Consider the following 23,955-nt stretch of genomic DNA (forward strand, 5'->3'; position numbering starts at 1 on the left):
CTGTGTCGGGGGTGAATAGGGCCTGTCCTGCTGGGATGGGCCCTTTTTTGTTGGGCGGGTTTGGTGGTAGTCGGGTGTGGGTGATCGCGCAGGGGGCTGCGCTCCTACCGGGGCGGGGTGTCGCCGTGGAGGTGGGCGGCCTTTAGGCGGTGGGGTTATGTCCAACGCCGCATCGCGCAGGGGGCTGCGCTCCTACAGCAACCCGAGACCTTCTGTAGGAGGCCAGCCCTCTGGCCGATTGGGGCCTGTCCGCTAGTCGTACGCCGTCAATCGGCAGGTTCCAGGAGGAGGGCGGTCAGGGGCGGCAGGTGGAGATAGAGCGTGGCGGGGTGGCCGTTGCGCTCGATGGGTTCGGCGTGGGCGTGGGCGGGGCCGCGGGAGTCGCCGCCATAGGCCTGGGCGTCGGTGTTGAGGACGACGCGCCAGGAGCCGGGATGAGGCGCCGGCACGGGGTGGGCGCCGCGTTCGACGGGGGTGAGGTTGAGGACGACGATGCTTTCGCGGCCCTGGGTGTCGCGGCGCAGGAAGCTGAGGGTGGAGTGTTGGGCGTCGTCGCAGTCCAGCCAGGCGAAGCCGTCGGGTTCGAACTCGCGGCCGTGCAGGGCGGCGTGGTCGCGGTAGACGCGGTTGAGGTCGCGCACGAGCTGTTGCAGGCCCTGGTGCAGCGGGTACTGCAGGACGTACCAGTCCAGTTCGCGGTCCTCGGACCATTCTGGGCCCTGGCCGAACTCCTGGCCCATGAACAGGAGCTTTTTGCCGGGGTAGAGCCACTGCCAGGCGTAGAGCAGGCGCAGGTTGGCGAACTGTTCCCATTCGTTGCCGGGCATGCGGCCGCGCAGGCTGCGTTTGCCGTGCACGACTTCGTCGTGCGAGAAGGGCAGGACGAAGTTCTCGCTGTAGGCGTAGATCTGGCCGAAGGTGAGTTGGTTGTGGTGGTAGTGGCGGTAGAGTGGGTCCATGCCGAAGTAGGTCAGGGTGTCGTGCATCCAGCCCATGTTCCATTTCATGGTGAAGCCGAGTCCGCCCATGGACGGCGGGCGGCTGACGCCGGGCCAGGCGGTGGATTCTTCGGCGATCATCACGACGCCGGGATGCTCGGTTTGGACGGTCTCGTTGAGGTGGCGCAGGAAGTCGACGGCCTCGAGATTCTCGTTGCCGCCGTGGATGTTGGGCAGCCAGTCGTGCGGTTCGCGGTCGTAGTCGCGGTAGAGCATGGAGGCGACGGCATCCACGCGCAGGCCGTCGATGTGGAAGTCCTCCACCCAGCACAGGGCGCTGGAGAGCAGGAAGTTGCGTACCTCGGGACGTGAATAGTTGAAGATCAGCGTGCCCCAGCCCCGGTGTTCGCCGATGCGTGGGTCTTCGTGTTCGTACAGTGCGGTGCCGTCGAAGCGAGCGAGGGCGAATTCGTCGCGCGGGAAGTGGCCGGGCACCCAGTCGAGCAGTACGCCGATCCCGGCCTGGTGCGCCTGGTCGACGAAGTAGCGAAAGTCGTCCGCGTTGCCAAAACGCGAGGTGGGCGCGAAGAAGCCGGTGCTCTGGTAGCCCCAGGATCCGTCGAAGGGGTGTTCGGTGACCGGCAGCAGCTCGATATGGGTAAAGCCCATGTCACGGACGTAGGGCACGAGGCGTTCCGCCAGATCGTGGTAGTTGGGCCAGTGGCCCTCGGGGCTGCGCTGCCAGGAGCCGAGATGCACCTCGTAGATGCTCATCGGGCGGTGTTTCCAGCCCTCGGGGTCGCGGTTTTGCAGCCAGTCGTCATCACCCCAGGCGTACTCGCTTTGCGGCTGGATGCGGGCGGCCGTCTCCGGGCGCACCTGGTAGGCGCGGGCGTAGGGGTCGGTCTTGAGGTGGATGGTGCCGTGGTCACGGTTGCGGATTTCAAACTTGTACAGCGTCTCCATGGCAAGGCCGGGGACGAACAGCTCCCAGATGCCGCTGCCCGGGTGGACGGTCATGGGATGGCAGCGCCCGTCCCAGCGGTTGAAGTCGCCGACGACGGAGACGCGCTCGGCATTGGGCGCCCAGACGGCGAAACGCACGCCGTCGATCCCGTCGCGCGTTTGCGGATGGGCGCCGAGCATGCGGTGGGCGTGCCAGTGGCGGCCCTCGGCGAACAGGTGACGGTCGAACGAAGGGATGTCCGGTGCGAAGCTCCACGGATCGACGGTTCGCAGGGTGTCGCTGCGGTCCTCGGGTTTCCAGCTCAGTTCCGGGTGCCTGGGGAGGGCGCTGGCTCGGCCTTGCCAAGTGAAGAGTCCGGGGATTTTGGTACTCGGCGTGAAGTATTCGCCGGATCCGTCCGAAAGTGTGATCGAGACCTCGCTGGCATGGGGCAGCCAGGCACGGTAGCAGGCAGTCTTTTGATCCAGCTCATGGCACCCGAGGACGCTGTGGGGATCATGGAGACGCGCCTCCGGCAAACGCGCCAGGGTATCGGCAACGGGTGTGATGCATTTGCTGGAGGCAGTTGTCATACTCGAATCACGCTCTAGGTTTAGGCGGGGTCACGGCCCCGAGGTTTCTTTCGCAAGGATGGGTGCATGAATCCGCAACCGCAACGTTTTGTTAGTCGTCTGACCCGCGAGACGCTGGCCCTGATCCTTGCCGGGGGTCGTGGCTCCCGCCTGAAGCAGCTGACGCTCTGGCGGGCCAAGCCGGCCGTGCCGTTTGGCGGCAAATTCCGCATCATCGATTTTCCGCTGTCCAATTGCATCAACTCGGGCATCCGCCAGGTGGCGGTGCTGACACAGTACAAGGCCCATTCGCTGATCCAGCATATCCAGCGCGGCTGGAGCTTCCTGCGCGGGGAGTTTGGCGAGTTCATCGAGTTGCTGCCGGCGCAGCAGCGTATCGAGACGTCCTGGTACCAGGGTACGGCGGACGCGGTCTACCAGAACATCGACATCATTCGGCAGCATGCGCCGAGTTACGTGCTGATCCTGGCCGGCGACCATATCTACAAGATGGACTATGGCCAGATGATCGCCTTTCACGTGGAGAGCGGGGCCGACATGACGGTGGGCTGCCTGGAGGTGGAGCGTGAACGCGCCAAGGCCTTCGGGGTGATGGGGGTCGATGCCGCGGGCCGCATCACCTCGTTTGCCGAGAAGCCGGACGACCCGGCGAGCATTCCGGGCAAGAACACCCACTCGCTGGCCTCGATGGGGATCTACGTGATCAACACGCAGTTCCTGTTCGAGCAGCTGATCAAGGACGCGGATGACACCTTCTCCACGCATGATTTCGGCAAGGACATCATCCCCAGCATCATCGATCGCTATCAGGTGATGGCCTACCCGTTCCGCGACGAGCAGGGCGTGCGCCAGGGCTACTGGCGCGATGTCGGGACGATCGATTCCTACTGGCAGGCGAACCTGGAGCTGATCGGCGTGACTCCGGAGCTGAATCTGTACGACTCCGACTGGCCGATCTGGACCTATCAGGAGCAGCTGCCGCCGGCCAAGTTCGTGTTCGACGACGACGATCGACGGGGCATGGCGATCGACTCCATGGTGTCGGGCGGCTGCATCATCTCGGGCAGCACGATCCGCCACTCGCTGCTGTTCTCGAACGTGCAGGTGAACGCCGGCTCGACGGTGGAAGACTCGGTAATCCTGCCCAGCGTGAAGGTGGGCGAGGACTGCGTGATCCAGAGAGCGGTGATCGACAAGGCCTGCAAGGTTCCCGACGGGACCCGGATCGGGGTGGACGACGAGGCGGATGCGCGTGACTACTACATCTCGCCCGAAGGTGTGCGGGTGGTAACCCCCGAGATGCTCGGGCAGGCCACGCATCATGTGCGCTAGTACGGCGCTGGTGCCGACCCCACCCAAACTCGATGTGGTGCTGTGCTGGCACATGCACCAGCCACAGTACTTCGAGAGCGGTGCGGGTGAATATGCGCTGCCCTGGACGTACCTCCACGCGCTGAAGGACTACACCGACATGGCCGCGCATCTGGAGGCCTGCCCGAAGGCGCGCGCGGTAGTCAATTTCGCGCCGATCCTGCTGGAGCAGCTGGCCGATTACGGCGAGCGCCTGGATACCTGCGTGCGGGAGCGCCAGCCGGTGGGCGACCCGGTGCTGGATTTGCTGCACATGGATGTGGTGCCGACGGATCCCGCCCAGCGTCAGGAGATTCTGCGGGTGTGCCTGCGGGCCCATGCCCCGCGCATGATCGAGCCGTTTCCGCTGTTCCAGCGCCTTGCCGATATCGCGCGCAAGGCGATCGAGGAGCCGCTGCTGCTGGGGCATCTGGATGCCCGCTTTTTCCAGGATCTGGCCACCTGCTACCACCTGGCCTGGCTGGGCGAGACCATTCGCTGGGCCTACCCCGAGGTGCGCGGCTGGCTGAAGACGGACACGAACTTCGACCCCGGCATGCGCCAGCGCCTGCTGACGCTGATCCGCGACGAGGTCAAGGGTATCCTGCCGCGCTACCGCGAGCTGGCGGCCAGTGGCCGGGTGGAGCTGTCGTTTACCCCCTATGCCCACCCGATCATGCCCCTGATGATCGACCTGGCCTCCGCCCGCGAGGCGATGCCGGAGGTGGAACTGCCCAAGTCCCCGGCCTATCCGGACGGGGAGGCCCGGGTGCGCTGGCACATCGAACGGGGGCTTGAGGTGTTCGAGAGGCATTTTGGCTTTCGTCCGCGCGGGTGCTGGCCCTCCGAGGGGAGCCTGAGCGAGGCGACCATTCGCCTGCTGGACGAATACAAGCTGTGCTGGACGGCCAGCGGCCAGACGGTGCTGGCCAACAGCCTGGCGGCGGCGGGCGAAACGGCCGAATCCAACACCGGCTCCGCCGAAGAGGAAGGCTGGCTGCACCGGCCCTATCAGCTACAGGGCAGTGATATCGAACTGTTCTTCCGGGATGACGGGTTGTCCGATGCGATCGGGTTTCGTTATGCGGACTGGCATGCGGACGATGCGGTGGGGGACTTCGTCCACCATCTGGAGAACATCGCCGCCGTCTCGCCCCAGGGCGGGGTCGTCTCGGTGATCCTGGATGGCGAGAACGCCTGGGAGTACTACCCCGAGAATGGGTATCACTTTCTCAATGCGCTGTATGAGCGCCTGGCGCACCACGCCACGCTGAATCTTTGCACCTTTGCCGACGTCTGCCGGCGCAGCGAGAAGGATCGCGACCGCGGCGAGTTGCCCGGGCTGGTCGCCGGTAGCTGGGTGTACGGGACGTTTTCTACCTGGATTGGCGACCCGGACAAGAATCGGGGCTGGGACAGCCTGATCGAGGCACGCCAGGCCGTAGACCGGGCGGTGGCCGAGGATCCCTCGCTGGATACCCCCGCGTTACGCGAACAGCTGGCGATCTGCGAAGGATCCGACTGGTGCTGGTGGTTCGGCGCGTACAACCCGGCGGGTTCGGTCAGTGACTTCGAGCAGCTTTATCGTCGGCACCTCGCGCGGCTTTACCAGCTTGCCAATCTCAACGTTCCCGAGTCCCTGGGCGAGGTGCTTTCGGTGGGCGGTGGGGACCCCTCGGCCGGCGGCACGATGCGCAAGGGGCAGGGCGACTGATGGTCGGGGAGGGCCATGCCAACCCCCTGATGCAGCGGCGGCGGGCGGGGGTCCTGCTGCATCCGACCTCGCTACCCGGCAGCGAGCCGGTCGGGACACTCGGTGGCGAGGCCTACGCCTTTCTGGACTGGGCGAGCCGCGCGGGCTTTACGCTGTGGCAGATCCTGCCGCTGCATCCCCCGCACGAGGACGGCTCGCCCTATGCATGCATCTCCGCCTTTGCCGGTGATGCGCGCCTGATCGATCCCCGGTTGCTGGCCGAGCGGGTCGGACTGTCGGCTGACAGCGGCACCGGTGAGGCCATGCTGGCCCGGGCGCACGCCCGGTTGAACGAGACCCCGGCGGTCTGGCGGGAGGCATACCAACGGTTCTGCGAGGAACAGGGGCCGGTCTGGCTGGACGACTACGCCCGCTTCGTGGTGATCCGCGCTCGCGAACAGGGCCGGCCCTGGTGGGAGTGGCAGCCGTCGCTGCGCGATCGTGAGCCGGACGCGATGGAGCGGATCGAGCACGAGGCGCGCGATGAGCTGGAGCGGGTGCGCTTCGCACAGTTTGTGTTTTTCGACCAGTGGCAGGACCTGCGTCGTCGGGCGCAGGACCTGGATATCCTGATCCTGGGTGACATGCCGATCTTCGTTGCGCACGACTCGGCGGATGTCTGGACCCATCGCGACCTGTTCGACCTGGACGAGACGGGCCACCCGCTTACGGTGGCGGGCGTGCCCCCAGACTACTTCTCCGAGACCGGGCAGCGCTGGGGCAACCCCCAGTACCACTGGGACCGGCTGGAGGCCACCGGCTACCGCTGGTGGGTCGAGCGCATGCGCTGGGCGCTGCAGACACTGGATGCGGTGCGTATCGACCACTTCCGTGGCTTCGAGGCGAGTTGGGGGATCCCGGCCGAGGAGCCGGACGCGACTAATGGCCGCTGGGTGCCTGGCCCAGGCGAGCCGTTCTTTCGCCGCCTGCAGGACGAACTGGGCACGCTGCCGTTGCTGGCCGAAGACCTCGGCGTGATCACTCCCGAGGTGACGGCGCTGCGCCAGCATTTCGATCTGCCGGGCATGCGCATCCTGCAGTTCGCCTTCGAGGGCGGCGGGGACAACCCGTACCTGCCGAATAACCACGACGAGGCCAGCGCCGTTTATACCGGGACGCACGACAACGACACCACGCTGGGCTGGTTTCACTCGCTCTCCCCCGAGATGCAGGCGCACGTGATCAACACCCTGAACGAGGGCGGGGCCGAGGAGATGCCGTGGCCGCTGATCCGCGCCGCCTATCGTTCCGTGGCGCAGTTGGCCATTGTGCCCATGCAGGACGCGCTCGCCCTGGACACCCGGGCCCGGATGAACCGCCCCGGTACGATGGACGATGGCAACTGGCGCTGGCGCTTCTCCTGGAAACAGGTTCCCGAGAGCCGCGCCGCCGAACTCCAGGCCCTGGCGCGCGAGACGAATCGCCTGTAGCGACTCCTCGCTCGCCATTGCCAGCCTGCGCCACATCCCGGAGAATGCCGGCCACCGGAGGGGTGGCAGAGTGGTTGAATGCACCGGTCTTGAAAACCGGCAGGGATTCACGTCCCTCGTGGGTTCAACAAGGCGGCGCAGCCGCCGCAGGACGTCGCCGCGAGCGGCGACGCCCGAAGGGTGAGGGCGCGAGCCCGAATCAATCCCACCCCCGGGCGCCCGGAGGGCGCCGCGGGCGCACCCCGACGCGATCATTGCCAGCCTGCCCCACATCCCGGAGAATGCCGGCCACCGGAGGGGTGGCAGAGTGGTTGAATGCACCGGTCTTGAAAACCGGACAAAAAAAAATCCCACCCCCTCCGCCATTTCTCACGGTTTGCACGCTTTAGCCCGCCGCGGGAACGAGTGCGATACTCGTAGGGTGCTGTTGAGCGCTGCGAAACGCACCACCCCCTGCGCTGCGCGTAACCCCGATGCGATTCGCTTTGCTCATCACATCCTTCGGCTGTGCGGCGGGTTTACTCTCGTGGCAATTGTTCTCCCTTGACGCCGACCCCCGCTGGCCGTAATCTTGCCGCCGTTCTGGGCGGTTAGCTCAGCGGTAGAGCACTGCCTTCACACGGCAGGGGTCACTAGTTCGAACCTAGTACCGCCCACCAGCATTATCAAAGGGTTAGGTCCTTGCGGGCCTAACCCTTTTTTGTTGGGGGTGCGGCTGCCCGCGTACGGTCAAGCAGCAGGTGCTTCTCCGCTTCATTGGCAGAGCGCTCGGCAGCCCGCCGGAACGCCGCTGCCGCGGCCTCGCGCTCGCCGCAGCGTTCCAGGAGATCCCCGCGTACGGCGTGCAAAGGCACATAGCTGGACAATGCCCGGGCATCAATGTCGGTGTCGAGCGCCGCCAGTACCTGCGCCGGGTCGTCGAACTGGGCGGCGGCCTGGGCCTGATGGATGCGTGCGGCCGGCGATCCCGTGGTCGTGAACAGCGTTGCGTAGTGAGCGGCGATCTGTGGCCAGTCGGTGGCGGCAAAGCTGGGCGCTGTCGCATGGCAGGCGGCGATGGCAGCCTGCAGGCGAAATGGGCTCGGCCGGGCCTTCTGATCTCGGGCGAGCCTGTTGGCACGGGACAGGGCGATCAGACCACGGCGGATGCCGCCGCGATCCCACGCGCCGCGATCCTGGTCCTTCAGCAGCACTGGGTTGCCTTGCGCATCCATGCGCGCGGCCAGGCGCGCACCGTGCAGTTCGATCAGGCCGAGCAGTGCCTGGGTCTCGATGTCCTCGGGGATGGCCTGTGCGAGCACGCGGGCCATGCGCAGCGCCTCATGACAGAACTCCCCGTGCGTCCAGGCGTCGCCCTGGCTGGCTACATGCCCTTCGGTGAACAGCCGGTAGATCACTTCGTGCACGGATCCCAGGCGTTCCCGGCATTCTGACGGCGATGGCGTTTCGAACCGGACGTTGGCCTGTGCGAGTTTACGTTTGCCGCGGACGATGCGCTGCGCGATGGTGATCTCGGAGACCAGAAAGGCACGGGCGAGGGCGGTGTTGTCGAGCCCGGCGAGGGTGCGCAGGGCGAGTGCGCAGCGGGTGTCGGGGGAGAGGACCGGGTGGCAGGCGATGAACAGCAGGGCGAGCGTGTCGTGACGGACATCGTCGCTGCATTGCGGCGTCGATGCCCCCAGGTGGCTGCATGCGATTTCGTGGCCGTAATCGGCGACGAGGGCATCACCCCGATGTTCGCGGCGCAGCTGGTCGACCGCGCGGTTGCGTGCCGTATGCAGCAGCCACGCGGTCGGGTTCTCCGGGACTCCCTGGGTGGGCCAGTGTCCGAGGGCGGCGATCAGGGCATCCTGTGCCACGTCCTCGGCGAGGGCGTAGTCGCCGCTCCAGCGCGCCAGGGCCGCCACGATGCGGCTCGCATCCAGACGCCAGATGGACTCGATGCGGCGCTGGATATCCTGCGGCCCAAGCGCCGGATGTGCACCGGATTGGTCGCGGCCGCTCACCGTTCCACCAGTACCTCGAAGCCGCCCCAGAACATGCGCTGCAGGTCGAATGGTGGATCCTGGTCCGGCGTTTTGTCCGGGCACGGCAGGCGCGGGTCCGCCATGACGTCGGCATTGACACGATCCCGATGCTCGCGCGATTCGAAGCGGATCCACGAGAACACCACCGTTTCGTTGTCGCGTGCCTGGACGCTGCGCGGGAACGACGTCACCTCGCCCGGCGCAACGTCATCAGCCACGCACTCGATGACTTCCAGTGCGCCGTGCTCGCGCCAGATCTGTGCGGCGAGGTCAGCCTGCTGGCGGTAGTCCTCGATCCGGTTTCGCGGAACCGGTATTACATAGCCGTCAACGTAGTTCATGGTCTGGCTCCTTCGGGGGAATCGGACGGGATGTGGATGGGTGCCCGGGCGTGCCGGACACCGGTCGTGCGGTTGGGGACCGTTTTCCGGTCTGGACTAGCGATCATCGTATGCACCCTGCAGGGCCGCGAGATCGAGCTTCTTCATCGTGAGGATGCGCTGGGTGACCCGGCCGAGCTTGTCCGGGTCGGGATCTTTCAGCATGTGGGACAGCTGTTCGGGGACGACATGCCAGGAGACCCCGTAGGGGTCCTTGAGCCAGCCGCATTGCTCCGCTTCCGGAACGGCCGAAAGGGATTCCCAGCGCTGGTCGATCTCCTGTTGGTCGGCGCAGTTCACGACAAACGATATGGCTTCGTTGAAGCCGAAATCGTGTTCCTGCGCGCTGTCCATGGCGGCGAACCATTGGCCTTCGAGCATGAAGTCGGTGAACATCACCGTTCCTTCGCGGTCGGGTTCCATGTCGCTGGGGTAGCGGACGAGCTGCCCGCGCTGCGAATGGCGAAACTTCGACAGGTAGAAATCGGACGCCTCTTCCGCCTTGCCGCAGACGTTTCCGACAAACAGCAGCGACGGAATGATCGGCGGGCGTTCTTCCCCTCGCGGATCGGTCAGGATCAGCTGCCATGACAGCCCGAACCGGTCCTGAATCCAGCCGTAGCGCTCGCTGAATGGATAGCGGTCCAGTGGCATGAGTACCTGGCCGCCGTCGGCAAGCTTCGCCCAGATCTCGTCGATCCGTGCTCTGGCGTCGGGATCACGCGACGGGTCGAAGTTGACCATGAACGAGATCGACGGGTTGAATCGGAACATCGAGCCCGCGTTGATCGCCATGAACGCATGACCCCATAGAACGAACGACACGACATCGCAGTCGCCCCCGGGTGTGTCATGTAGCGTGGTCAGGTATGTGATGCTCGAGTCGGGAAAGACCGAGCAATAAAAGTCCACCGCCTCCCGGGCCTCGTTGTCGAACATGAGATGGGGAACAATGATCTGGGGTATGTGGCTCATGGCGTCTCGTCTCCTGGTTCGGAGCGCTTGATCGCGAAGGCCCCGGTGTGGGGAACGTCGGCGTTCCCCGGGTTGGTGTCCGGGTGCGGTGGAGGTGCATTACGGGGATTGTTCAGGGGCAAGTCGAAGTGGAGCACGTCCTCGCGCTGGCCCAGCCCGCTGTAGAGCGCTATCGCGGCATTGTCGGTGCGGTCAGCCTGGACGAATACCACCCAGGCACCCAACTCGGCGGCGATGGCCTGGGTGTGGCGGATCAGGGCCGTGGCAATGCCGCGCCGGCGGAAGTTGTCGGCCACGGCGAGGTCATAGATGTAGACCTCGCTGCGGGCCTGTTCGAGCTTGTCCAGGACATAGGCGACCAGCCCGCCGACGACCCGGCCTTCCGTTTCGGCAATCAGGGCGATGAACGTTTCTCGAGCCAGCAAGCGCTTGAGGTACTCGTCGGAGGGACGTGCACCCGAGTAGGTGTCCGGTTCCTCGAACACGTGTGCAAACAGGTCGAGCAGGGCGTGCGCGGCTGCCCGATCCGCCGGACCAAGGCGCCGGATCTTGAGCAAGGACCGCTCGTGCTGCGGGGGTGCCGGGTCAGCCGCCATCGGGGATCTCGGGTTCGACGAGGTAGGCGAGCAGGGTCAGCGATTCCTGCCAGCCGAGAACACAGAGCTCCGGTGGGATGGCCTCCGGCAGACCTTCCTGAAGAATATCCAGTGCGGTGCCGCAGGAGACCGGATCCAGCGTTACGGTGAGCGTCATCTCGCCGCCGAGCGCGGGATCGTCGAAACGGTCGCTGACGACAATTCGACGGCCCGGGTCCAGTTGGCGGTACTCGCCACTAAAATCGTGTTGAGTCCCCGTGGCAAAGTTGATGAAGCTCATCCGGTAGCCGCCGCCTACGCGAGCATCCATCTCGTGGATACGCGCGGTAAAGCCGTATGGTGCATTCCATTTGGAGATCGCGTCGGGTTCCAGGAATGCCCGATATACGCGCTCGGGCGGCGCGCGCAGGACGCGGTGCAGGTGGACATTGCGGTCAGTGGACATGGCTGATGGCCTCCGAGGTCGAACGATTGTGGGAGGGGGCGCGTGGTGCCGTCAGCGTTGGTGGCAGGGGGCACATTCGCGTACCTCGACCGTTGCAAATCGCGCGGCGGGGCAGCGTGTGGCCCATTCCACGGCTTCGTCGCGGTCGGCGCAGTCGATCAGGAAGAATCCGCCGATCATCTCCCGTGACTCGATGAACGGGCCGTCGATGAAACGGGTTTTCCCTTCGTCGGATCGGATGCGCACGCCGTGGCGGTCGGGTCGCAGGGATTCGCTGGCAAGCAACTGGCCACGCGCGTCGAGTTCGGCGCCAAAGGCGAGCATTTCCGCGTAAAGCGCCTGCCCTTCGGCATCGCTGCGGGCATCGCGGTCGCCGTGATCTTCGAGGATGAGCAACAGAAAGTTCATCGTGGGCATCCTCATCGCATGGAGTGGAGACCGAATCGATTGCCGTCCGGATCGCGCGCGATGACGCAGAAGCCGTAGTCGCCAATCGACTCCTTGGGGCTTTCGATCGAACCACCGGCGGGATCGACGCGCTCTGCCTCGATCCCGCAGTCGTCGCAGCCGAAATAGACCATGCAGCCGCCGGAACCGACCAGGTTGTCGGGGCCTTGTACCAGCGCGCCAGCACACCCCGGCCGGTCTTCCTCCATCGGAAACATCCAGATCTCCGTGCTGGGGGCGAATGCGCTGGTGTCGGCTTGTGTGAGCGACATGTCCAGGACGGTTTCGTAGAACGCACGGGCACGGCCGATATCCTTGGTGGGAATCTCGAACCAGACGACGGGATTGGCGGCCATGGCGGTATCTCCTCTGGCGGGATCAAACAAACGGGCGTGGTTCAGCGGCCCCTTTGAACTGTAGACGAACGGGAATCGGGAAAATCGACAAACTTTGTTAAGCCGGTCGAAAGCATCGGGAAGGGGGGAACGCAATCGCTACGGACTGGCGTCAGTGCGAGCCACTGTTCAGCGGACAAAATGCTTAGGGCCCGACATGCGAAAGGGGCCACATGGACCCCTTTGCTTGAATCTGGCGGAGAGGGAGGGATTACTCGGCACGATGTGTCTCGCCCTTCGGGTCGTCACCTGCGGTGACGTTCTGGCATCGCTACGCGCTGCCAGTCGAACCATCGTTTTGGATTACCTCGGGTTCGAATCCTCGCAGCTCAGGGGCCAGACGTGCGAAAGGGGCCACATGGACCCCTTTGCTGAAATTTGGCGGAGAGGGAGGGATTACGGCGACGTTGTCGCCGCCCTGCGGGCCGCCTTCGCTTCGCTGCGGCGTTCCGGTGTCGCGACGCGCCACCGGTCGAACCATCGTTTGTGATTCCTCGGGTTCGAATCCCCGTACCTCAGGGGTTAGACATGCGAAAGGGGCCACTTAGGCCCCCTTGCTTGAATCTGGCGGAGAGGGAGGGATTCGAACCCTCGGTACTCGCGAGAGTACAACGGTTTTCGAGACCGCCCCGTTCGACCACTCCGGCACCTCTCCGAATTGCTTTACCGTGCGGGGTCGAGCCGCGACGGCGGAGCGAATCCTAGCAGATTCGGAGGCTGTTGCGGTAGCGCGTCAGGGCATCAGGCGAGTGATGTGCCAGCCATTGTCCGCCCGGTGGTACTGGAAGCGGTCGTGCAGGCGGCCGGCCCGGCCCTGCCAGAACTCGAACAGCTCGGGCTGCAGGCGGTAGCCGATCCAGGCGGGATCCCGGGGGATCGCGCCTTCCGGGTATTGCTTCTCCAGTGCGTGAACGCGGGCCTCGAGTTCGGCGCGGGTGCTGATGGGCTGGCTCTGGATGGAGGCGGCCGCGGCGAGCTGGCTGGCGCGCGGGCGCTGGGTAAAGTATTCGTCGGCGGCCTCGCCGGGCAGGGCGGTCACGCTGCCTTCGACGCGGATCTGGCGCTCGGTCTCAGGCCAGTAAAACAGGAGGGCGGCGCGCGGGTTCTCGGTGAGGTCCTGACCCTTGCGGCTGCGGGAGTCGGTGTACCAGCAGAGGTCTTCGCCCTCCACATGCTTGAGCAGAACCGTGCGCGCGGAGGGCTGGCCATCGGCGTCGGCTGTGGCGAGGATCATCGCGGTGGGGTCCGGGTTGCCGGCCTTGCGCGCGTCGTCCAGCCAGCGGTCGAGCAGGGTCAGGGGGTTGTCGAGCAGGTCGCGGCGGTGGAGTTCGCCCTGGGTGTAGTCGCGGCGGGTGTGACGGTGGTCGGTGGTGCTCATCGGGTCTCCCGGTGGCCTTTGCAACCATGATAATGGCTGCTATCGCGAACGGCACGGGAAATTTGCGGTGGCTTTGTTGTCACAGGGACATTGCACATGACTGTGTCTACCAAACAGCAAGGAGCGAATGATGGCTGGAGCGAAGATCGCGGCAGTGGAGCCCAAGGGTGTCGAGCTCAAGAAGGGGGAGGAGTACTACTTCTGCCGCTGCGGGCGATCCAAGGACCAGCCGTTTTGCGACGGCTCGCACGAGGGGACGGGGCTGGAGCCCATCGCCTTTACTCCGGAGGAAGACGGCGAGGCGTTTCTCTGCCAGTGCAAGCAGTCGGGTGATCTGCCGTACTGCGACGGCACGCACCAGCAGTTCGACGAGGACGATATCGGGACCGAGCCGGAGTCAAAGGGCGGATCGGGCCAGGATGAAGGTAACGAGGCGCCGGATCCGCGCAATACCGAGACGGAGCCGCATGTCGAGCTGATCCATCGCATGGCACGTTCCGGGCTGGACGAGGTGGGCCACTACGGGCCGACAGTGGCCATGGGTGTGCCGCGCAGCCGGCTCCCGATCTGGGACGACCTGCAGCTGCTGGCGGCGCAACTGGCGAGCCGGCCATTGCCGGACGGGGCCCCGGTCGAGACGGGGCTGGTGATCGGGCCGGAGGCGAAGCGGCCGCTGCAGCTGGATATCCCGATGCTGGTATCGGACATGAGCTTTGGCGCGCTGTCGCGCGAGGCGAAGATCGCGCTGGCGCGCGGTGCGGAGGCGGCCGGCACAGGGATCTGTTCCGGCGAGGGCGGGATGCTCGATGCCGAGCAGGCGGAGAACTCGCGCTATCTGTTCGAGCTGGGGCCCGCGCGGTTTGGCTATTCCGACGAGGTGCTGGAGAAGGTTCAGGCGTTCCACTTCAAGGCCGGTCAGGCGGCCAAGACCGGTGTGGGGGGTGTGCTGCCCGGGGCGAAGGTGAGTGACGAGATCGCGCGGGTGCGCGGGATTGATGCCGGGCAGGACGCCATCTCGCCAGCCAGCCTGGACGGGTTCGAGACGCCCGCGGACTACCGCCGTTTTGCCGACGAGGTGAGAGAGAAGACCGGGGGCATTCCCGTGGGCTTCAAGCTCTCGGCCAACCATATCGAGGCGGATCTGGCCTTTGCCCTGGAGGCGGGGGCGGACTACGTGATCCTGGATGGTCGTGGCGGCGGGACCGGGGCCTCGCCCGCGTTGTTGCGGGATCATATCAGCGTGCCCACGATCCCCGCGCTGGGTCGCGCCCGGCGTTTTCTGGATGCCAACGGTGCCAGTGGCCGGGTCACGCTGCTGGTGACCGGCGGCCTGCGCACGCCGACGGATTTTGTGAAGGCCCTGGCGCTGGGTGCGGATGGCATTGCGCTGGCGAACGCAGCGATCCAGGCAGTGGGCTGCGTGGGTGCGCGGATCTGCCACACGAATCGCTGCCCGTCCGGTGTGGCGACTCAGGACCCGAAGCTGCGGGCGCGGCTGGACCCCCAGGAGGGCGGGGAACGGCTCGGCCGCTTCCTGCAGGCCTCGAGCGAACTGATGTGCGTGCTGGCGCGGGCCTGTGGCCACAACCGTCTGGAGGACTTCGGCCCGAACGACCTGACGACGTTCGACCGCGAGCTGGCGGAACTGGCGGGTATTCAGTACGCCGGGGTGTATCCCAAGTCCTGACGAGAGGGATGCGAGTGCGGCCCGGTCTGGGCCAGCTGGGCGGTTGATCTGGCTCAATGCGCCAGCGCACCGTGTGCTGCATCCTTGCTCCTCCTTTACGGCAGGGACGACCATGGACTTCTCCGACGTACACCAGAGCTACGGGCGATGCCGCCGGGCGGGCGACTTCGTGACGCGTTTCTACGAACACTTCCTGCAGGCCGACCCACGGGTGAAGGCGGCGTTCGGCTCGACGGACTTTTCGCAGCAGAAACGTGCCCTCGGGCAGGCGATTTCGACGGCGATCAGCTATGCCGAGGGCGAGAGCTTCGTGGCCTCGAATATGGAGCGCATGGGCCAGGTTCATTCCCGTGAGGGCCGTGTGCCCGTGGAGCCGGATCTGTACCCGATCTGGCTGGACTGCATGGTGCGCACGGCCGCCGAGATCGACCCGCGCTGGGAGCCGCGTCTGGAAGAGCGCTGGCGGGGTGCGATGCAGCCGGCGATTGATCTGTTCGTAAGGCTTTACTGAGGCCGGTCGCGCCGAGCGAACGATCGGCCAGGGGGCTGGCCTCCTACAGGGGGGCGTTCAAGGGCTTTGGGGTTGGTTATCGTGTTCCTTGACCTCGGTCCGCCTGGGGGCATAGCTTGTAGGAGGCCAGCCTCTGGCCGATGGGGTTTGTCCGGCATCCCTTTCGGCCCCGCAGGCGCCGGGGCCGTTTGATCTGGCGGCGATTCCGGCGTGTAATGCGCGGGTTTGAATCCACCGGCCCCGCGCCGGGAGCCTGTGTCCATGTCCGCTGTCCCCGATTTCCCGCCTTCGTTGTTTGCGCACAAGCCCTACTGGGCCAAGCGCTTCGGTACCGCACCGTTTCTGCCGACCACCCGCGAGGAGATGGACGACCTCGGCTGGGACAGCTGCGACATCGTGCTGGTCACGGGGGACGCCTATGTCGACCACCCGAGCTTCGGCATGGCGATCATCGGGCGGCTGCTGGAGGCGCAGGGCTTTCGCGTCGGCATCATCGCGCAGCCGGACTGGACCTCGGCCGAGCCGTTCCGCGCGCTGGGCCGTCCCAACCTGTTCTTTGGCGTCACCGCCGGGAACATGGATTCCATGGTCAACCACTACACGGCTGACCGGAAGATCCGCTCCAACGATGCGTACACCCCGGGCGACGTGCATGGCCATCGGCCGGACCGCGCGGTGATCGTCTACGCGCAGCGCGCCCGCGAGGCCTACAAGGACGTACCGGTGGTGGCCGGCGGGATCGAGGCCAGCCTGCGCCGCATCGCCCACTACGACTACTGGCAGGACAAGGTGCGCCGGTCGGTGCTGCTGGATGCGCGGGCCGACATCCTGCTGTTCGGCAATGCCGAGCGCGCCCTGGTGGAGCTGGCGCACCGCGTGGCCGCCGGTGAGCACCCCCGCGAGATCACCGACCTGCGCGGCACTGCCTTTCTGCGCGATGCCGTGCCGGCCGGCTATGTCGAGCTGGACTCCAGCGAGGTGGACACCCCGGGCCCGGTGGATGCCAATCCCGATCCCTATGCGATGGTGTCGCCGTCCACCTGCGCCGAGTCCGAGACGAAGGCGGAGTCGGAGGACACGGCCGGCGAAGGTGGTGCGCAGGTCGTTCGCTTTCACCGGGATATTCCGCGCGGCACGCCGCGAGACAAGACGGTGATCCGCATCCCGGCCTTTGAACAGGTCAAGGGCGATTCCGTGCTGTATGCGCATGCCTCTCGCGTGCTGCATCTGGAGACCAACCCGGGCAATGCCCGCGCCATCGTGCAGCGCCATGGCGACAAGGAGGTCTGGCTGAACCCGCCGCCGATCCCGTTGACCACCGCCGAGATGGATGCGGTGTTCGACCTGCCGTATGCCCGTGCGCCGCATCCCTCCTATGGCGATGCGCGCATCCCGGCCTGGGAGATGATTCGCTTCTCGGTGAACATCATGCGCGGCTGCTTCGGGGGCTGTACGTTCTGTTCGATTACCGAGCACGAGGGACGGATCATCCAGAGCCGCTCCGAGGAGAGCGTGCTCAAGGAGATCGAGGAGATCCGCGACAAGGTCGACGGGTTTACCGGCGTGGTTTCCGATCTCGGCGGGCCGACGGCCAACATGTACCGGCTGGCCTGCAAGGACCCGGAGATCGAGCGCAGTTGCCGCCGGCTGTCCTGTGTCTATCCCGGGATCTGCAAGAACCTCGATACCGACCACACGCCGCTGGTGAACCTCTACCGCAAGGCGCGGGCGTTGCCGGGCATCAAGAAGATCCTGATCGCCTCGGGCCTGCGCTACGACCTGGCCGTGGAATCACCGGAATACGTGAAGGAACTGGTCACGCATCACGTGGGAGGCTACCTGAAGATTGCGCCGGAACATACGGAATCCGGGCCGCTTTCTCGCATGATGAAGCCGGGCATGGGCGCCTACGACCGCTTCAAGGCGATGTTCGAGAAGTACTCGAAACAGGCGGGCAAGGAGCAGTACCTGATCCCGTACTTCATTGCCGCGCACCCGGGGACGTCCGACGAGGACATGCTGAACCTCGCGCTCTGGCTGAAGCGCAACAACTTCCGCGCCGATCAGGTGCAGGCCTTCCTGCCCAGCCCGATGGCGCTCGCGACCGCAATGTGGCACTCCGGGCGCGATCCGCTGCGCGGCATCAAACGCAAGGCCGGGGACCGCGTGCCGGTCGCGCGCGGTGCGCGGGCGCGGCGCCTGCACAAGGCGTTCCTGCGCTATCACGATCCGAACAATTGGCCGCTGCTGCGTGATGCGCTCAAGCGCATGGGCCGCGCGGACCTGATCGGCAATGGCAAGCATCACCTGATTCCCACCTGGCAGCCCGCAGGCACCGGACAGGGCGCCGGCGGAGCGAGGGCCGCCACTGGCGGTCGTGTGACCCGCGGCGGCAAAGCCCTGAAAAAACGCGGCCAGACCTTCCAGACTCAGCACAAGGGCGTGGAGGTCGCCGCCCGCCCGGCAGGCCCCGGCCCGAAGAAGGGCCCGCCCCGGGCCAAATCTCGCCCGGGCAAGCGCCGGCCGCAGCGTCCGTAGGACTCCACCTCCGCTGCATACACTTGTAGGAGGCCAGCCCTCTGGCCGATGGGGTGTCGGAAATGCCCCATCGGCCAGAGGGCTGGCCTCCTACAGGGGGCGGTGGTTAGCCCTCCTGGGGCTGGTGGTGCGGGCGGGGTGCCGGCTCGGGTACATGGCCTTCCAGCGACAGGTGCAGGCCGGTGTGCGCGGGGTCGGTGGTGTTGAGCAGGTAGAGGTACGGGCCGACGACGTCTTCCGGGCGCGGCAGCTTGTCGGCGTTCTCGGCCGGGTAGTGGCCGGCGCGGAAGCGCGAGCGGACCGGGCCGGTGTCGATGCCGTTCACATGGATGAAGTGCTTCTCGTTGCGGTGTTCGCGCACGAGGATGTCGATCATCGCGTCCTGCGCGGCCTTGGCCATGCCGAAGGCGCCCCAGAAGGCCTTGCGGCAGTCCTGAGTGGAGACGACCAGGCTGCCGTGCGGGCTGTCCTCCAGCAGTGGGAGTACGGCCTGGGCGAGGAAGAACGGGCCGTGCAGGTTGCTGTTGATGACCTTGAACCACAACTCGGGGTCGTACCCCTTCATGGGGGTCAGGGTGCCGGCCCAGCCGGCGTGCAGCACCAGTCCGTCCAGGCGCCCGAGGGAGTCGCGGATGTTCTCGGCCAGGTCGCCGTAGTCCTTGACCGTGGCGCCCTCCAGGTTGAGCGGGTAGATGGCCGGCTGTGGATGGCCTTCCTGCTCGATCAGGTCGTAGGTCTTCTCCAGCCCCTTGATGTCCTTGTCCAGCAGCACGACGATCGCGCCCGCCGCCGCGCAGGCCTGGGCGATTGCACGTCCGATGCCCGCGGCCGCGCCGGTTACCAGGATCACGCGGTCGTTGAAGGCACCCGGTTCCGGGCGGTAGTCGAGCAGGGCAGGGATGTCGAGATCGGTCAAGGGAGGGTCTCCAGTAGCTTGTGGGCTGATTCTAATCCAGACTGCACGGCCGCTTCGAGGGTCGAGGGCAGGCCCGGTGTCACATAGTCGCCCGCCAGGAACAGCCCGGGCCAGGGGGTGCCGGCTACCGGGCGGAGCGCGTCCAGATCGACGCGGGCATCAATGGTGGCGCGTTTCTCGCACACGACATGACCGGTCCGGGGCATTCCCAGTTCGGGGAAGGTCCGTTCCAGCTCTTTAGCAACCCGACGCCAGCGCTCCTCCGCCGTCATCGTCGGCAGGTCGTCCGCGGTGGAGATCACGACGGCCAGCCAGTTCGGCTCGCCGGCCACCTGGCGGGGAATCAGCCATTGTCCGTGCTGGTCGAGGAGTCCCTGCAGCGGCGGGCGTGCCAGGACGGGGTCCGGATAGTGCAGGTAGACCGTACAGATGCTGCGCTCGCCCATGGCCCTCAGGGCCCGATGGTGGGGCTGGAGCTCGGGGGCCTCGGGCAGGAGCCGAGTGGCCGCGCTGGGCGACGTGGCGAGGATCACCGCGTTGGCAGGGGTAACGTGATGGTTACGATCACGGAGCTGATAGCGGGACTCGGTTCCCCTGGATTCGATGACCACAATGCGCCGTCCGGTTTCGACCGTGGCGCCGCGCTCGTGCAGTTCGCGCAGGGCCGGTTCGGGATACAGCGACCCCAGCGGCCGAGTCGGGATGAGCAGCCGCGCGTCGTCCGGCCCGTGGTTCAGGGCCAGGCGCAGCACGTTCTGGAAGATCTGCGCCGAGGCGCTGCGGATTGGCGTGTTCATGACCGCGAGGCACAGCGGTTCCCAGAGCTGGCGGATCAGCGTGTCCGGCTGATGACGCGCCTGTAGCCATTCGAGTACGTCGAGATCTTCCTCCAACGGCCGGTACAGGATCGAGGCAGCCCCCAGCAGGGCCGGGAGTCTGCGGTGAAACGGGGTGCCCGCGAGCGATTGCCACAAGCCATGAACCAGGGCCGGCAGACGTGGCGAGCGGGGCTCCAGGGTAAAGGCTGGGTGAGGGTGGCCCGGGGCATGCATGCGCAGTCCGAACGGCAGGGCCACGAAGGCGCGCTCCGGGTCGGTGCCGACTGAGCGCAGCTGGTCCAGCGTGGCGTGACAGGCACCGACCAGCACGTGCTGGCCGTTATCCAGGTCCGCACCATCGCGGTTGAGGCTGCGGGCGCGCCCGCCTGCGGTCGCGGCGGCCTCGATCAGGTGGACCGCGATGCCGGCCCGGGCCAGGGTCAGCGCGGCGGTCAGACCGGCCCAGCCGGCGCCGAGCACGACGACCGGATGCGATTCGGGAACGGCGGCCATGGTGCGGGCGGGGTCAGCCCGCGCGGCGGTATTCGCGCTTCAGGCGGCGCGCGGTGCGCCAGGCGATCCACAGCTTGCGGATCGGGGTCAGCCGTACGCGGTGCTCCAGCACGCGGTAGCCGTCGTCCTGGATTTCGTCGAGCAGGGTGCGGTAGATCGCGGCCATGATCAGACCCGGGCGCTGGGGGTAGCGGTCCTCGGCGGGCAGGTGCTCCTCCGCGCGCTGGTAGTAGCGGCGGGCCCGCTCGGCGTGCTCGGCGAACAGGGCGCGGTGGCGGTCGTCGGTGACGTTGACCTGAAATTCTTCGGGCTTTACGCCGTGCTTTTTCAGCTCGTCCAGCGGGATGTAGACGCGGCCGCGCATTGCGTCCTCGTGGACGTCGCGCAGGATGTTGGTCAGCTGCAGGGCCATGCCTAAGTCATGCGCGTACTTCAGCGTGCGCCGGTCCGAGAAGCCGAAGATATGGGCGGACAGGATCCCGACCACGCTGGCCGCGCGGTAGCAGTACAGCGACAGTGTGGTGAAGTCGGGATAGCTGTCGTAGTCGAGGTCCATCTGCATGCCGTCGATGATCTCGTCGAAGTACTCGCGGCTGAGATCGAACGGCGCCAGATGCGGCTGCAGGGCCTGGGTGATCGGGTGGCGCGGCTGATGGTCGAACAGGCGCTCGATCTCCTCGCGCCACCACTGAAGCTTGGTGCGCGCCACGCTCTCCTCGCGGACCTCGTCGACGATGTCGTCCACCTCGCGGCAGAACGCGTACAGCGCGGTGATCGCACGGCGCCGGTCGGGTTCCAGAAAACGGAATGCGTAGTAGAAGCTGGAGCCGCTCTTCGCGGCCTTCTCCTCGCAATATTCGTCGGGGGACATACGCGCTCGGGATCGGGGTACCGTCTTGGGACGGCAAGGCTAGCACAGCGGGGCCGGGATGCGGACGACGCGGGTGATCGAAACGCCTTTTGACATACATCAACAAGGCCCGTCTCGGGGGCGCTTAGGGTGAAAGCGTCAGGGTGGCACAAGGGCCGCCCTCCCGATGCGGAAACCCGTATGGAACAGCGGCTGGTATTCGATCCTGAAGTCTTGCGTCGCTATGACGTCAGCGGCCCTCGCTACACGTCGTACCCCACGGCGCCGCAGTTCCACGAGGCGTTCGACGCACAGGCCTATGCGCGGGTGGCGCGGGCGACGAATGTCGAAGGGGCGGCGCGACCGCTCTCGCTCTATGTCCACGTGCCCTTCTGCGACACGGTGTGTTTCTACTGCGCCTGCAACAAGGTGATTACCGGCAATTATCGGCGGGCGACGAGCTATCTCGACTCGCTGGAACAGGAGATTGCCCTGCAGGGCGAGTGGTTCGATCGCGATCGGCCGGTGCGCCAGCTGCACTTCGGGGGCGGGACGCCGACGTATCTGTCCGACGAGGATCTGACCCGGGTCATGAAGGCCCTGGGTCGACATTTCACGCTGGAGACGGGGCCGGAGCGGGAATTCTCGATCGAGATCGATCCGCGTGCCGTGCGTCCCGGTACCCTGCCGCTTCTGGCATCGCTGGGCTTCAACCGCATCAGTGTGGGGGTGCAGGATGTCGATCCCGCCGTGCAGAAGGCCGTCAACCGCATCCAGCCATTCGAGGTCACCGAGCAGGTGGTCCGCCAGGCGCGCGAGCACGGCTTTGTCTCCACCAACCTGGACCTGATCTACGGGCTGCCCCTGCAGACGGTGGACACATTCTCCGCGACACTGGACCGCGTGCTGGAACTGCGCCCGGAGCGGCTGGCCGTATACAACTACGCGCACCTGCCGGAGCTGTTCAAGACGCAGCGCCAGATCCGCGACGGCGACCTGCCGCCGGCCTCGGAGAAGCTTGCGATCCTCGAGATGACCATCCAGCGCCTGACGGACGCGGGGTATGTGTACATCGGCATGGATCACTTTGCGCTGCCCGATGACGAACTCGCGATCGCCCAGCGTGCGGGCACCCTGCAACGAAATTTCCAGGGCTACTCGACGCGGGCGGAGTACGACCTCGTGGCACTCGGACCCACCGCCATCGGCAAGATCGGGGACAGCTACAGTCAGAACCTGCGCGAGGTGGATGCCTATCAGGAACGGCTGGCGGCGGGCCAGTTGCCCGTTTTCCGCGGCCTGGAACTGAGCGAGGACGACCGTCTGCGGCGTGCCGTGATCAGCGAGCTGATGTGCCACTCGAGGATCGACTTCGGCGGCATCGAGGCCACATTCGGCATCGACTTCCGCGAGACCTTCGCCGATGCCCTGAACCGCCTGGCCGAGATGGAGGCCGATGGCCTCGTCACCATCGGCCGCGACGGCCTGGAGGTCCAGCCACGCGGCCGACTCCTGCTGCGCAACATCGCCATGGCCTTCGACGCCTACCTCAACCGTGAGGAACGCCGTCGCTACTCGAAGGTCGTCTAATCAGCGTTTCGCCTGCGGCGGCGCGGGCGCAGGCTGTGCGCGAGGATGACCCAGGCGTCGCGGGCGCGCAGGCGCGGGCGGGCGAAGACGTCGTCCTGCTGGCGCAGGCGCCAGAGTACGCGGGCGCCGCCGTTGATGATGGCGCGGATCTCCAGGCCCATGCGCCCGCGCAGCATGCCGCCGAGCGGTGCTCCGGCGCGCAGCAGGCGATCGGCGCGGGCGTACTGAAACTGCATCAGGTTGCGTAACTGAAAGGTCGTCTGGCCGGCCGCGATCGTCTCTTCGCTGACGCCGTATTGCGCCATCTCGTCCTGTGGCAGATAGATCCGGTCGTTCTCGGTGAGGTCCTGGTGCAGGTCCTGATAGAAGTTGATCAGCTGCAGGGCCGAGCAGACCGCGTCGGAGTAGCCGATCATCTCCTCGGTGGGGTTGCCGTCGAGGTACAGCATCAGCCGGCCGACCGGGTTGGCGGAGCGGCGGCAGTACTCCACGACCTCGCCAAAGGTGGCGTAGCGCGTTTGTTCCAGGTCCTGGATGAAGGCGTCGACCAGATCGACAAACGGGGCAGCGGGCAGGCCGAAGCGCTGCCGCGCATCGGCCAGCGCGATCCATTCCGGCTCGGATTCCGCGGCCGGATCTTCGAGAATCTGTACGCGTTCCTGCATGGCGATCAGGTCGGCCCGTCGCTCGTCGACGGGGCGCTGGTCCTCGTCGGCGAGGTCGTCGGCATCGCGGGCGAAGCAGTAGATCGCGGCGACGGGTCCGCGCAGTCGCGCGGGCAGCAGCCAGGAGGCGACCGGGAAGTTCTCGTAGTGCGCGGCGGCGCGGACCCGGCAGTGGCGGTAGGCGGCACGGATGTCGGGATGTCCGGCCATCGGG

Annotated in this window: 19 protein-coding genes, 3 tRNA genes, 1 other RNA gene and 1 pseudogene; 9 read left to right on the top strand and 15 right to left on the bottom strand. The window is 66.3% G+C overall.

Going from position 1 to position 23,955, the window contains the following annotated elements:
* Positions 1-266: 266 nt before the first annotated feature.
* Complete coding sequence (glgB, locus tag F813_RS0108605; RefSeq protein WP_012982919.1) at positions 267-2,477, bottom strand: 1,4-alpha-glucan branching protein GlgB; 2,211 nt, start codon at positions 2,475-2,477, stop codon at positions 267-269.
* Positions 2,478-2,543: 66 nt separating this feature from the next.
* Here glgB and glgC point away from each other — a divergent pair, with 66 nt between their 5' ends.
* The 5 genes from glgC to F813_RS0108630 all read left to right on the top strand — a co-directional run bounded on the left by glgC (position 2,544) and on the right by F813_RS0108630 (position 7,669).
* Positions 2,544-3,809, top strand: a complete 1,266-nt coding sequence (gene glgC, locus F813_RS0108610) for a glucose-1-phosphate adenylyltransferase (RefSeq protein ID WP_017926255.1) — start codon at positions 2,544-2,546, stop codon at positions 3,807-3,809.
* A gap of 52 nt (positions 3,810-3,861) precedes the next feature.
* Positions 3,862-5,541, top strand: coding sequence for a glycoside hydrolase family 57 protein (locus F813_RS0108615; RefSeq protein ID WP_017926256.1), 1,680 nt, complete (start codon positions 3,862-3,864; stop codon positions 5,539-5,541).
* The gene (gene malQ, locus F813_RS0108620; protein WP_017926257.1) at positions 5,541-7,010 is read left to right on the top strand and encodes a 4-alpha-glucanotransferase; all 1,470 of its coding nucleotides are present in this window, start codon (positions 5,541-5,543) and stop codon (positions 7,008-7,010) included. The genes F813_RS0108615 and malQ overlap by 1 nt, the downstream gene beginning before the upstream one ends.
* Before the next feature lie 293 nt (positions 7,011-7,303).
* Positions 7,304-7,375: transfer RNA gene (locus F813_RS0108625), tRNA-Ser, on the top strand.
* A 219-nt stretch (positions 7,376-7,594) separates the two neighbouring features.
* Positions 7,595-7,669, top strand: a tRNA-Val gene (locus tag F813_RS0108630).
* 30 nt (positions 7,670-7,699) lie between these two features.
* Here the strand turns inward: F813_RS0108630 and F813_RS0108635 are convergent.
* The 10 genes and pseudogenes from F813_RS0108635 to pdxH form a co-directional block, all read right to left on the bottom strand.
* Positions 7,700-9,016 carry an RNA polymerase sigma factor gene (locus F813_RS0108635; protein ID WP_017926258.1) on the bottom strand — a complete coding sequence of 439 codons (1,317 nt, stop codon included), beginning with the start codon at positions 9,014-9,016 and terminating at the stop codon, positions 7,700-7,702.
* Complete coding sequence (locus tag F813_RS0108640) at positions 9,013-9,378, bottom strand: DUF1428 domain-containing protein (protein ID WP_017926259.1); 366 nt, start codon at positions 9,376-9,378, stop codon at positions 9,013-9,015. The genes F813_RS0108635 and F813_RS0108640 overlap by 4 nt, the downstream gene beginning before the upstream one ends.
* A 96-nt stretch (positions 9,379-9,474) precedes the next feature.
* Positions 9,475-10,392, bottom strand: a complete 918-nt coding sequence (locus tag F813_RS0108645; RefSeq protein WP_017926260.1) for a VOC family protein — start codon at positions 10,390-10,392, stop codon at positions 9,475-9,477.
* A gap of 119 nt (positions 10,393-10,511) precedes the next feature.
* A pseudogene (locus tag F813_RS0108650) lies at positions 10,512-10,988 on the bottom strand (AAC(3)-I family aminoglycoside N-acetyltransferase); the annotation flags it as partial.
* On the bottom strand, positions 10,978-11,433 hold the full coding sequence (locus F813_RS0108655) for an SRPBCC family protein (RefSeq protein ID WP_017926262.1): 456 nt from the start codon (positions 11,431-11,433) through the stop codon (positions 10,978-10,980). The gene F813_RS0108655 and the pseudogene F813_RS0108650, both read right to left, overlap by 11 nt.
* A gap of 51 nt (positions 11,434-11,484) precedes the next feature.
* Complete coding sequence (locus tag F813_RS0108660) at positions 11,485-11,841, bottom strand: YciI family protein (RefSeq protein ID WP_017926263.1); 357 nt, start codon at positions 11,839-11,841, stop codon at positions 11,485-11,487.
* A gap of 11 nt (positions 11,842-11,852) precedes the next feature.
* The gene (locus F813_RS0108665) at positions 11,853-12,236 is read right to left on the bottom strand and encodes a VOC family protein (RefSeq protein WP_012982909.1); all 384 of its coding nucleotides are present in this window, start codon (positions 12,234-12,236) and stop codon (positions 11,853-11,855) included.
* 233 nt (positions 12,237-12,469) lie between these two features.
* A non-coding RNA gene (locus tag F813_RS14085) (RtT sRNA) lies at positions 12,470-12,615 on the bottom strand.
* A gap of 225 nt (positions 12,616-12,840) precedes the next feature.
* A tRNA-Ser gene (locus F813_RS0108675) sits at positions 12,841-12,930 on the bottom strand.
* 78 nt (positions 12,931-13,008) lie between these two features.
* Positions 13,009-13,653 (bottom strand): pyridoxamine 5'-phosphate oxidase, encoded by a 645-nt coding sequence (gene pdxH, locus F813_RS0108680; RefSeq protein WP_012982908.1) that lies wholly within the window; start codon positions 13,651-13,653, stop codon positions 13,009-13,011.
* 130 nt (positions 13,654-13,783) lie between these two features.
* On the opposite strand from pdxH, the gene F813_RS0108685 reads away from it, so the two are divergent.
* From F813_RS0108685 to F813_RS0108695, 3 genes are all read left to right on the top strand, one after another.
* Positions 13,784-15,340, top strand: coding sequence for a glutamate synthase-related protein (locus F813_RS0108685; RefSeq protein WP_017926265.1), 1,557 nt, complete (start codon positions 13,784-13,786; stop codon positions 15,338-15,340).
* Between the two features lie 112 nt (positions 15,341-15,452).
* On the top strand, positions 15,453-15,851 hold the full coding sequence (locus tag F813_RS0108690; RefSeq protein ID WP_017926266.1) for a globin: 399 nt from the start codon (positions 15,453-15,455) through the stop codon (positions 15,849-15,851).
* 261 nt (positions 15,852-16,112) lie between these two features.
* A complete protein-coding gene (locus tag F813_RS0108695; RefSeq protein ID WP_017926267.1) occupies positions 16,113-18,389 on the top strand; it encodes a YgiQ family radical SAM protein in 2,277 nt (758 codons plus the stop codon).
* Between the two features lie 106 nt (positions 18,390-18,495).
* Here F813_RS0108695 and F813_RS0108700 read toward each other — a convergent pair whose 3' ends face one another.
* From F813_RS0108700 to hpnD, 3 genes are read right to left on the bottom strand one after another with little or no spacing between them, the layout of a single operon-like run.
* Complete coding sequence (locus tag F813_RS0108700) at positions 18,496-19,305, bottom strand: SDR family NAD(P)-dependent oxidoreductase (RefSeq protein ID WP_012982903.1); 810 nt, start codon at positions 19,303-19,305, stop codon at positions 18,496-18,498.
* The gene (gene hpnE, locus F813_RS0108705) at positions 19,302-20,636 is read right to left on the bottom strand and encodes a hydroxysqualene dehydroxylase HpnE (protein ID WP_012982902.1); all 1,335 of its coding nucleotides are present in this window, start codon (positions 20,634-20,636) and stop codon (positions 19,302-19,304) included. Before hpnE ends, F813_RS0108700 begins: the two co-directional genes overlap by 4 nt.
* Before the next feature lie 13 nt (positions 20,637-20,649).
* The gene (gene hpnD, locus F813_RS0108710) at positions 20,650-21,507 is read right to left on the bottom strand and encodes a presqualene diphosphate synthase HpnD (protein WP_017926268.1); all 858 of its coding nucleotides are present in this window, start codon (positions 21,505-21,507) and stop codon (positions 20,650-20,652) included.
* A 180-nt stretch (positions 21,508-21,687) separates the two neighbouring features.
* Here hpnD and hemN point away from each other — a divergent pair, with 180 nt between their 5' ends.
* On the top strand, positions 21,688-23,076 hold the full coding sequence (gene hemN / locus F813_RS0108715; RefSeq protein WP_017926269.1) for an oxygen-independent coproporphyrinogen III oxidase: 1,389 nt from the start codon (positions 21,688-21,690) through the stop codon (positions 23,074-23,076).
* Here hemN and hpnC read toward each other — a convergent pair.
* Complete coding sequence (gene hpnC / locus F813_RS0108720) at positions 23,073-23,951, bottom strand: squalene synthase HpnC (protein WP_017926270.1); 879 nt, start codon at positions 23,949-23,951, stop codon at positions 23,073-23,075. The genes hemN and hpnC overlap by 4 nt on opposite strands.
* Positions 23,952-23,955: the final 4 nt, after the last annotated feature.

Source organism: Thioalkalivibrio sp. HL-Eb18, from assembly GCF_000364985.1.
GTDB lineage: Bacteria > Pseudomonadota > Gammaproteobacteria > Ectothiorhodospirales > Ectothiorhodospiraceae > Thioalkalivibrio.

What these genes read in the sequence shown, in the direction of transcription:
- glgB (WP_012982919.1), bottom strand. Translation starts at nt 2,477, where the DNA reads ATGACAACTGCCTCCAGCAAATGCATCACACCCGTTGCCGATACCCTG.
- glgC (WP_017926255.1), top strand. Translation starts at nt 2,544, where the DNA reads ATGAATCCGCAACCGCAACGTTTTGTTAGTCGTCTGACCCGCGAGACG.
- F813_RS0108615 (WP_017926256.1), top strand. Translation starts at nt 3,862, where the DNA reads ATGCACCAGCCACAGTACTTCGAGAGCGGTGCGGGTGAATATGCGCTG.
- malQ (WP_017926257.1), top strand. Translation starts at nt 5,541, where the DNA reads ATGGTCGGGGAGGGCCATGCCAACCCCCTGATGCAGCGGCGGCGGGCG.
- F813_RS0108640 (WP_017926259.1), bottom strand. Translation starts at nt 9,378, where the DNA reads ATGAACTACGTTGACGGCTATGTAATACCGGTTCCGCGAAACCGGATC.
- F813_RS0108645 (WP_017926260.1), bottom strand. Translation starts at nt 10,392, where the DNA reads ATGAGCCACATACCCCAGATCATTGTTCCCCATCTCATGTTCGACAAC.
- F813_RS0108655 (WP_017926262.1), bottom strand. Translation starts at nt 11,433, where the DNA reads ATGTCCACTGACCGCAATGTCCACCTGCACCGCGTCCTGCGCGCGCCG.
- F813_RS0108660 (WP_017926263.1), bottom strand. Translation starts at nt 11,841, where the DNA reads ATGAACTTTCTGTTGCTCATCCTCGAAGATCACGGCGACCGCGATGCC.
- F813_RS0108665 (WP_012982909.1), bottom strand. Translation starts at nt 12,236, where the DNA reads ATGGCCGCCAATCCCGTCGTCTGGTTCGAGATTCCCACCAAGGATATC.
- pdxH (WP_012982908.1), bottom strand. Translation starts at nt 13,653, where the DNA reads ATGAGCACCACCGACCACCGTCACACCCGCCGCGACTACACCCAGGGC.
- F813_RS0108685 (WP_017926265.1), top strand. Translation starts at nt 13,784, where the DNA reads ATGGCTGGAGCGAAGATCGCGGCAGTGGAGCCCAAGGGTGTCGAGCTC.
- F813_RS0108690 (WP_017926266.1), top strand. Translation starts at nt 15,453, where the DNA reads ATGGACTTCTCCGACGTACACCAGAGCTACGGGCGATGCCGCCGGGCG.
- F813_RS0108695 (WP_017926267.1), top strand. Translation starts at nt 16,113, where the DNA reads ATGTCCGCTGTCCCCGATTTCCCGCCTTCGTTGTTTGCGCACAAGCCC.
- hpnE (WP_012982902.1), bottom strand. Translation starts at nt 20,636, where the DNA reads ATGGCCGCCGTTCCCGAATCGCATCCGGTCGTCGTGCTCGGCGCCGGC.
- hpnD (WP_017926268.1), bottom strand. Translation starts at nt 21,507, where the DNA reads ATGTCCCCCGACGAATATTGCGAGGAGAAGGCCGCGAAGAGCGGCTCC.
- hemN (WP_017926269.1), top strand. Translation starts at nt 21,688, where the DNA reads ATGGAACAGCGGCTGGTATTCGATCCTGAAGTCTTGCGTCGCTATGAC.
- hpnC (WP_017926270.1), bottom strand. Translation starts at nt 23,951, where the DNA reads ATGGCCGGACATCCCGACATCCGTGCCGCCTACCGCCACTGCCGGGTC.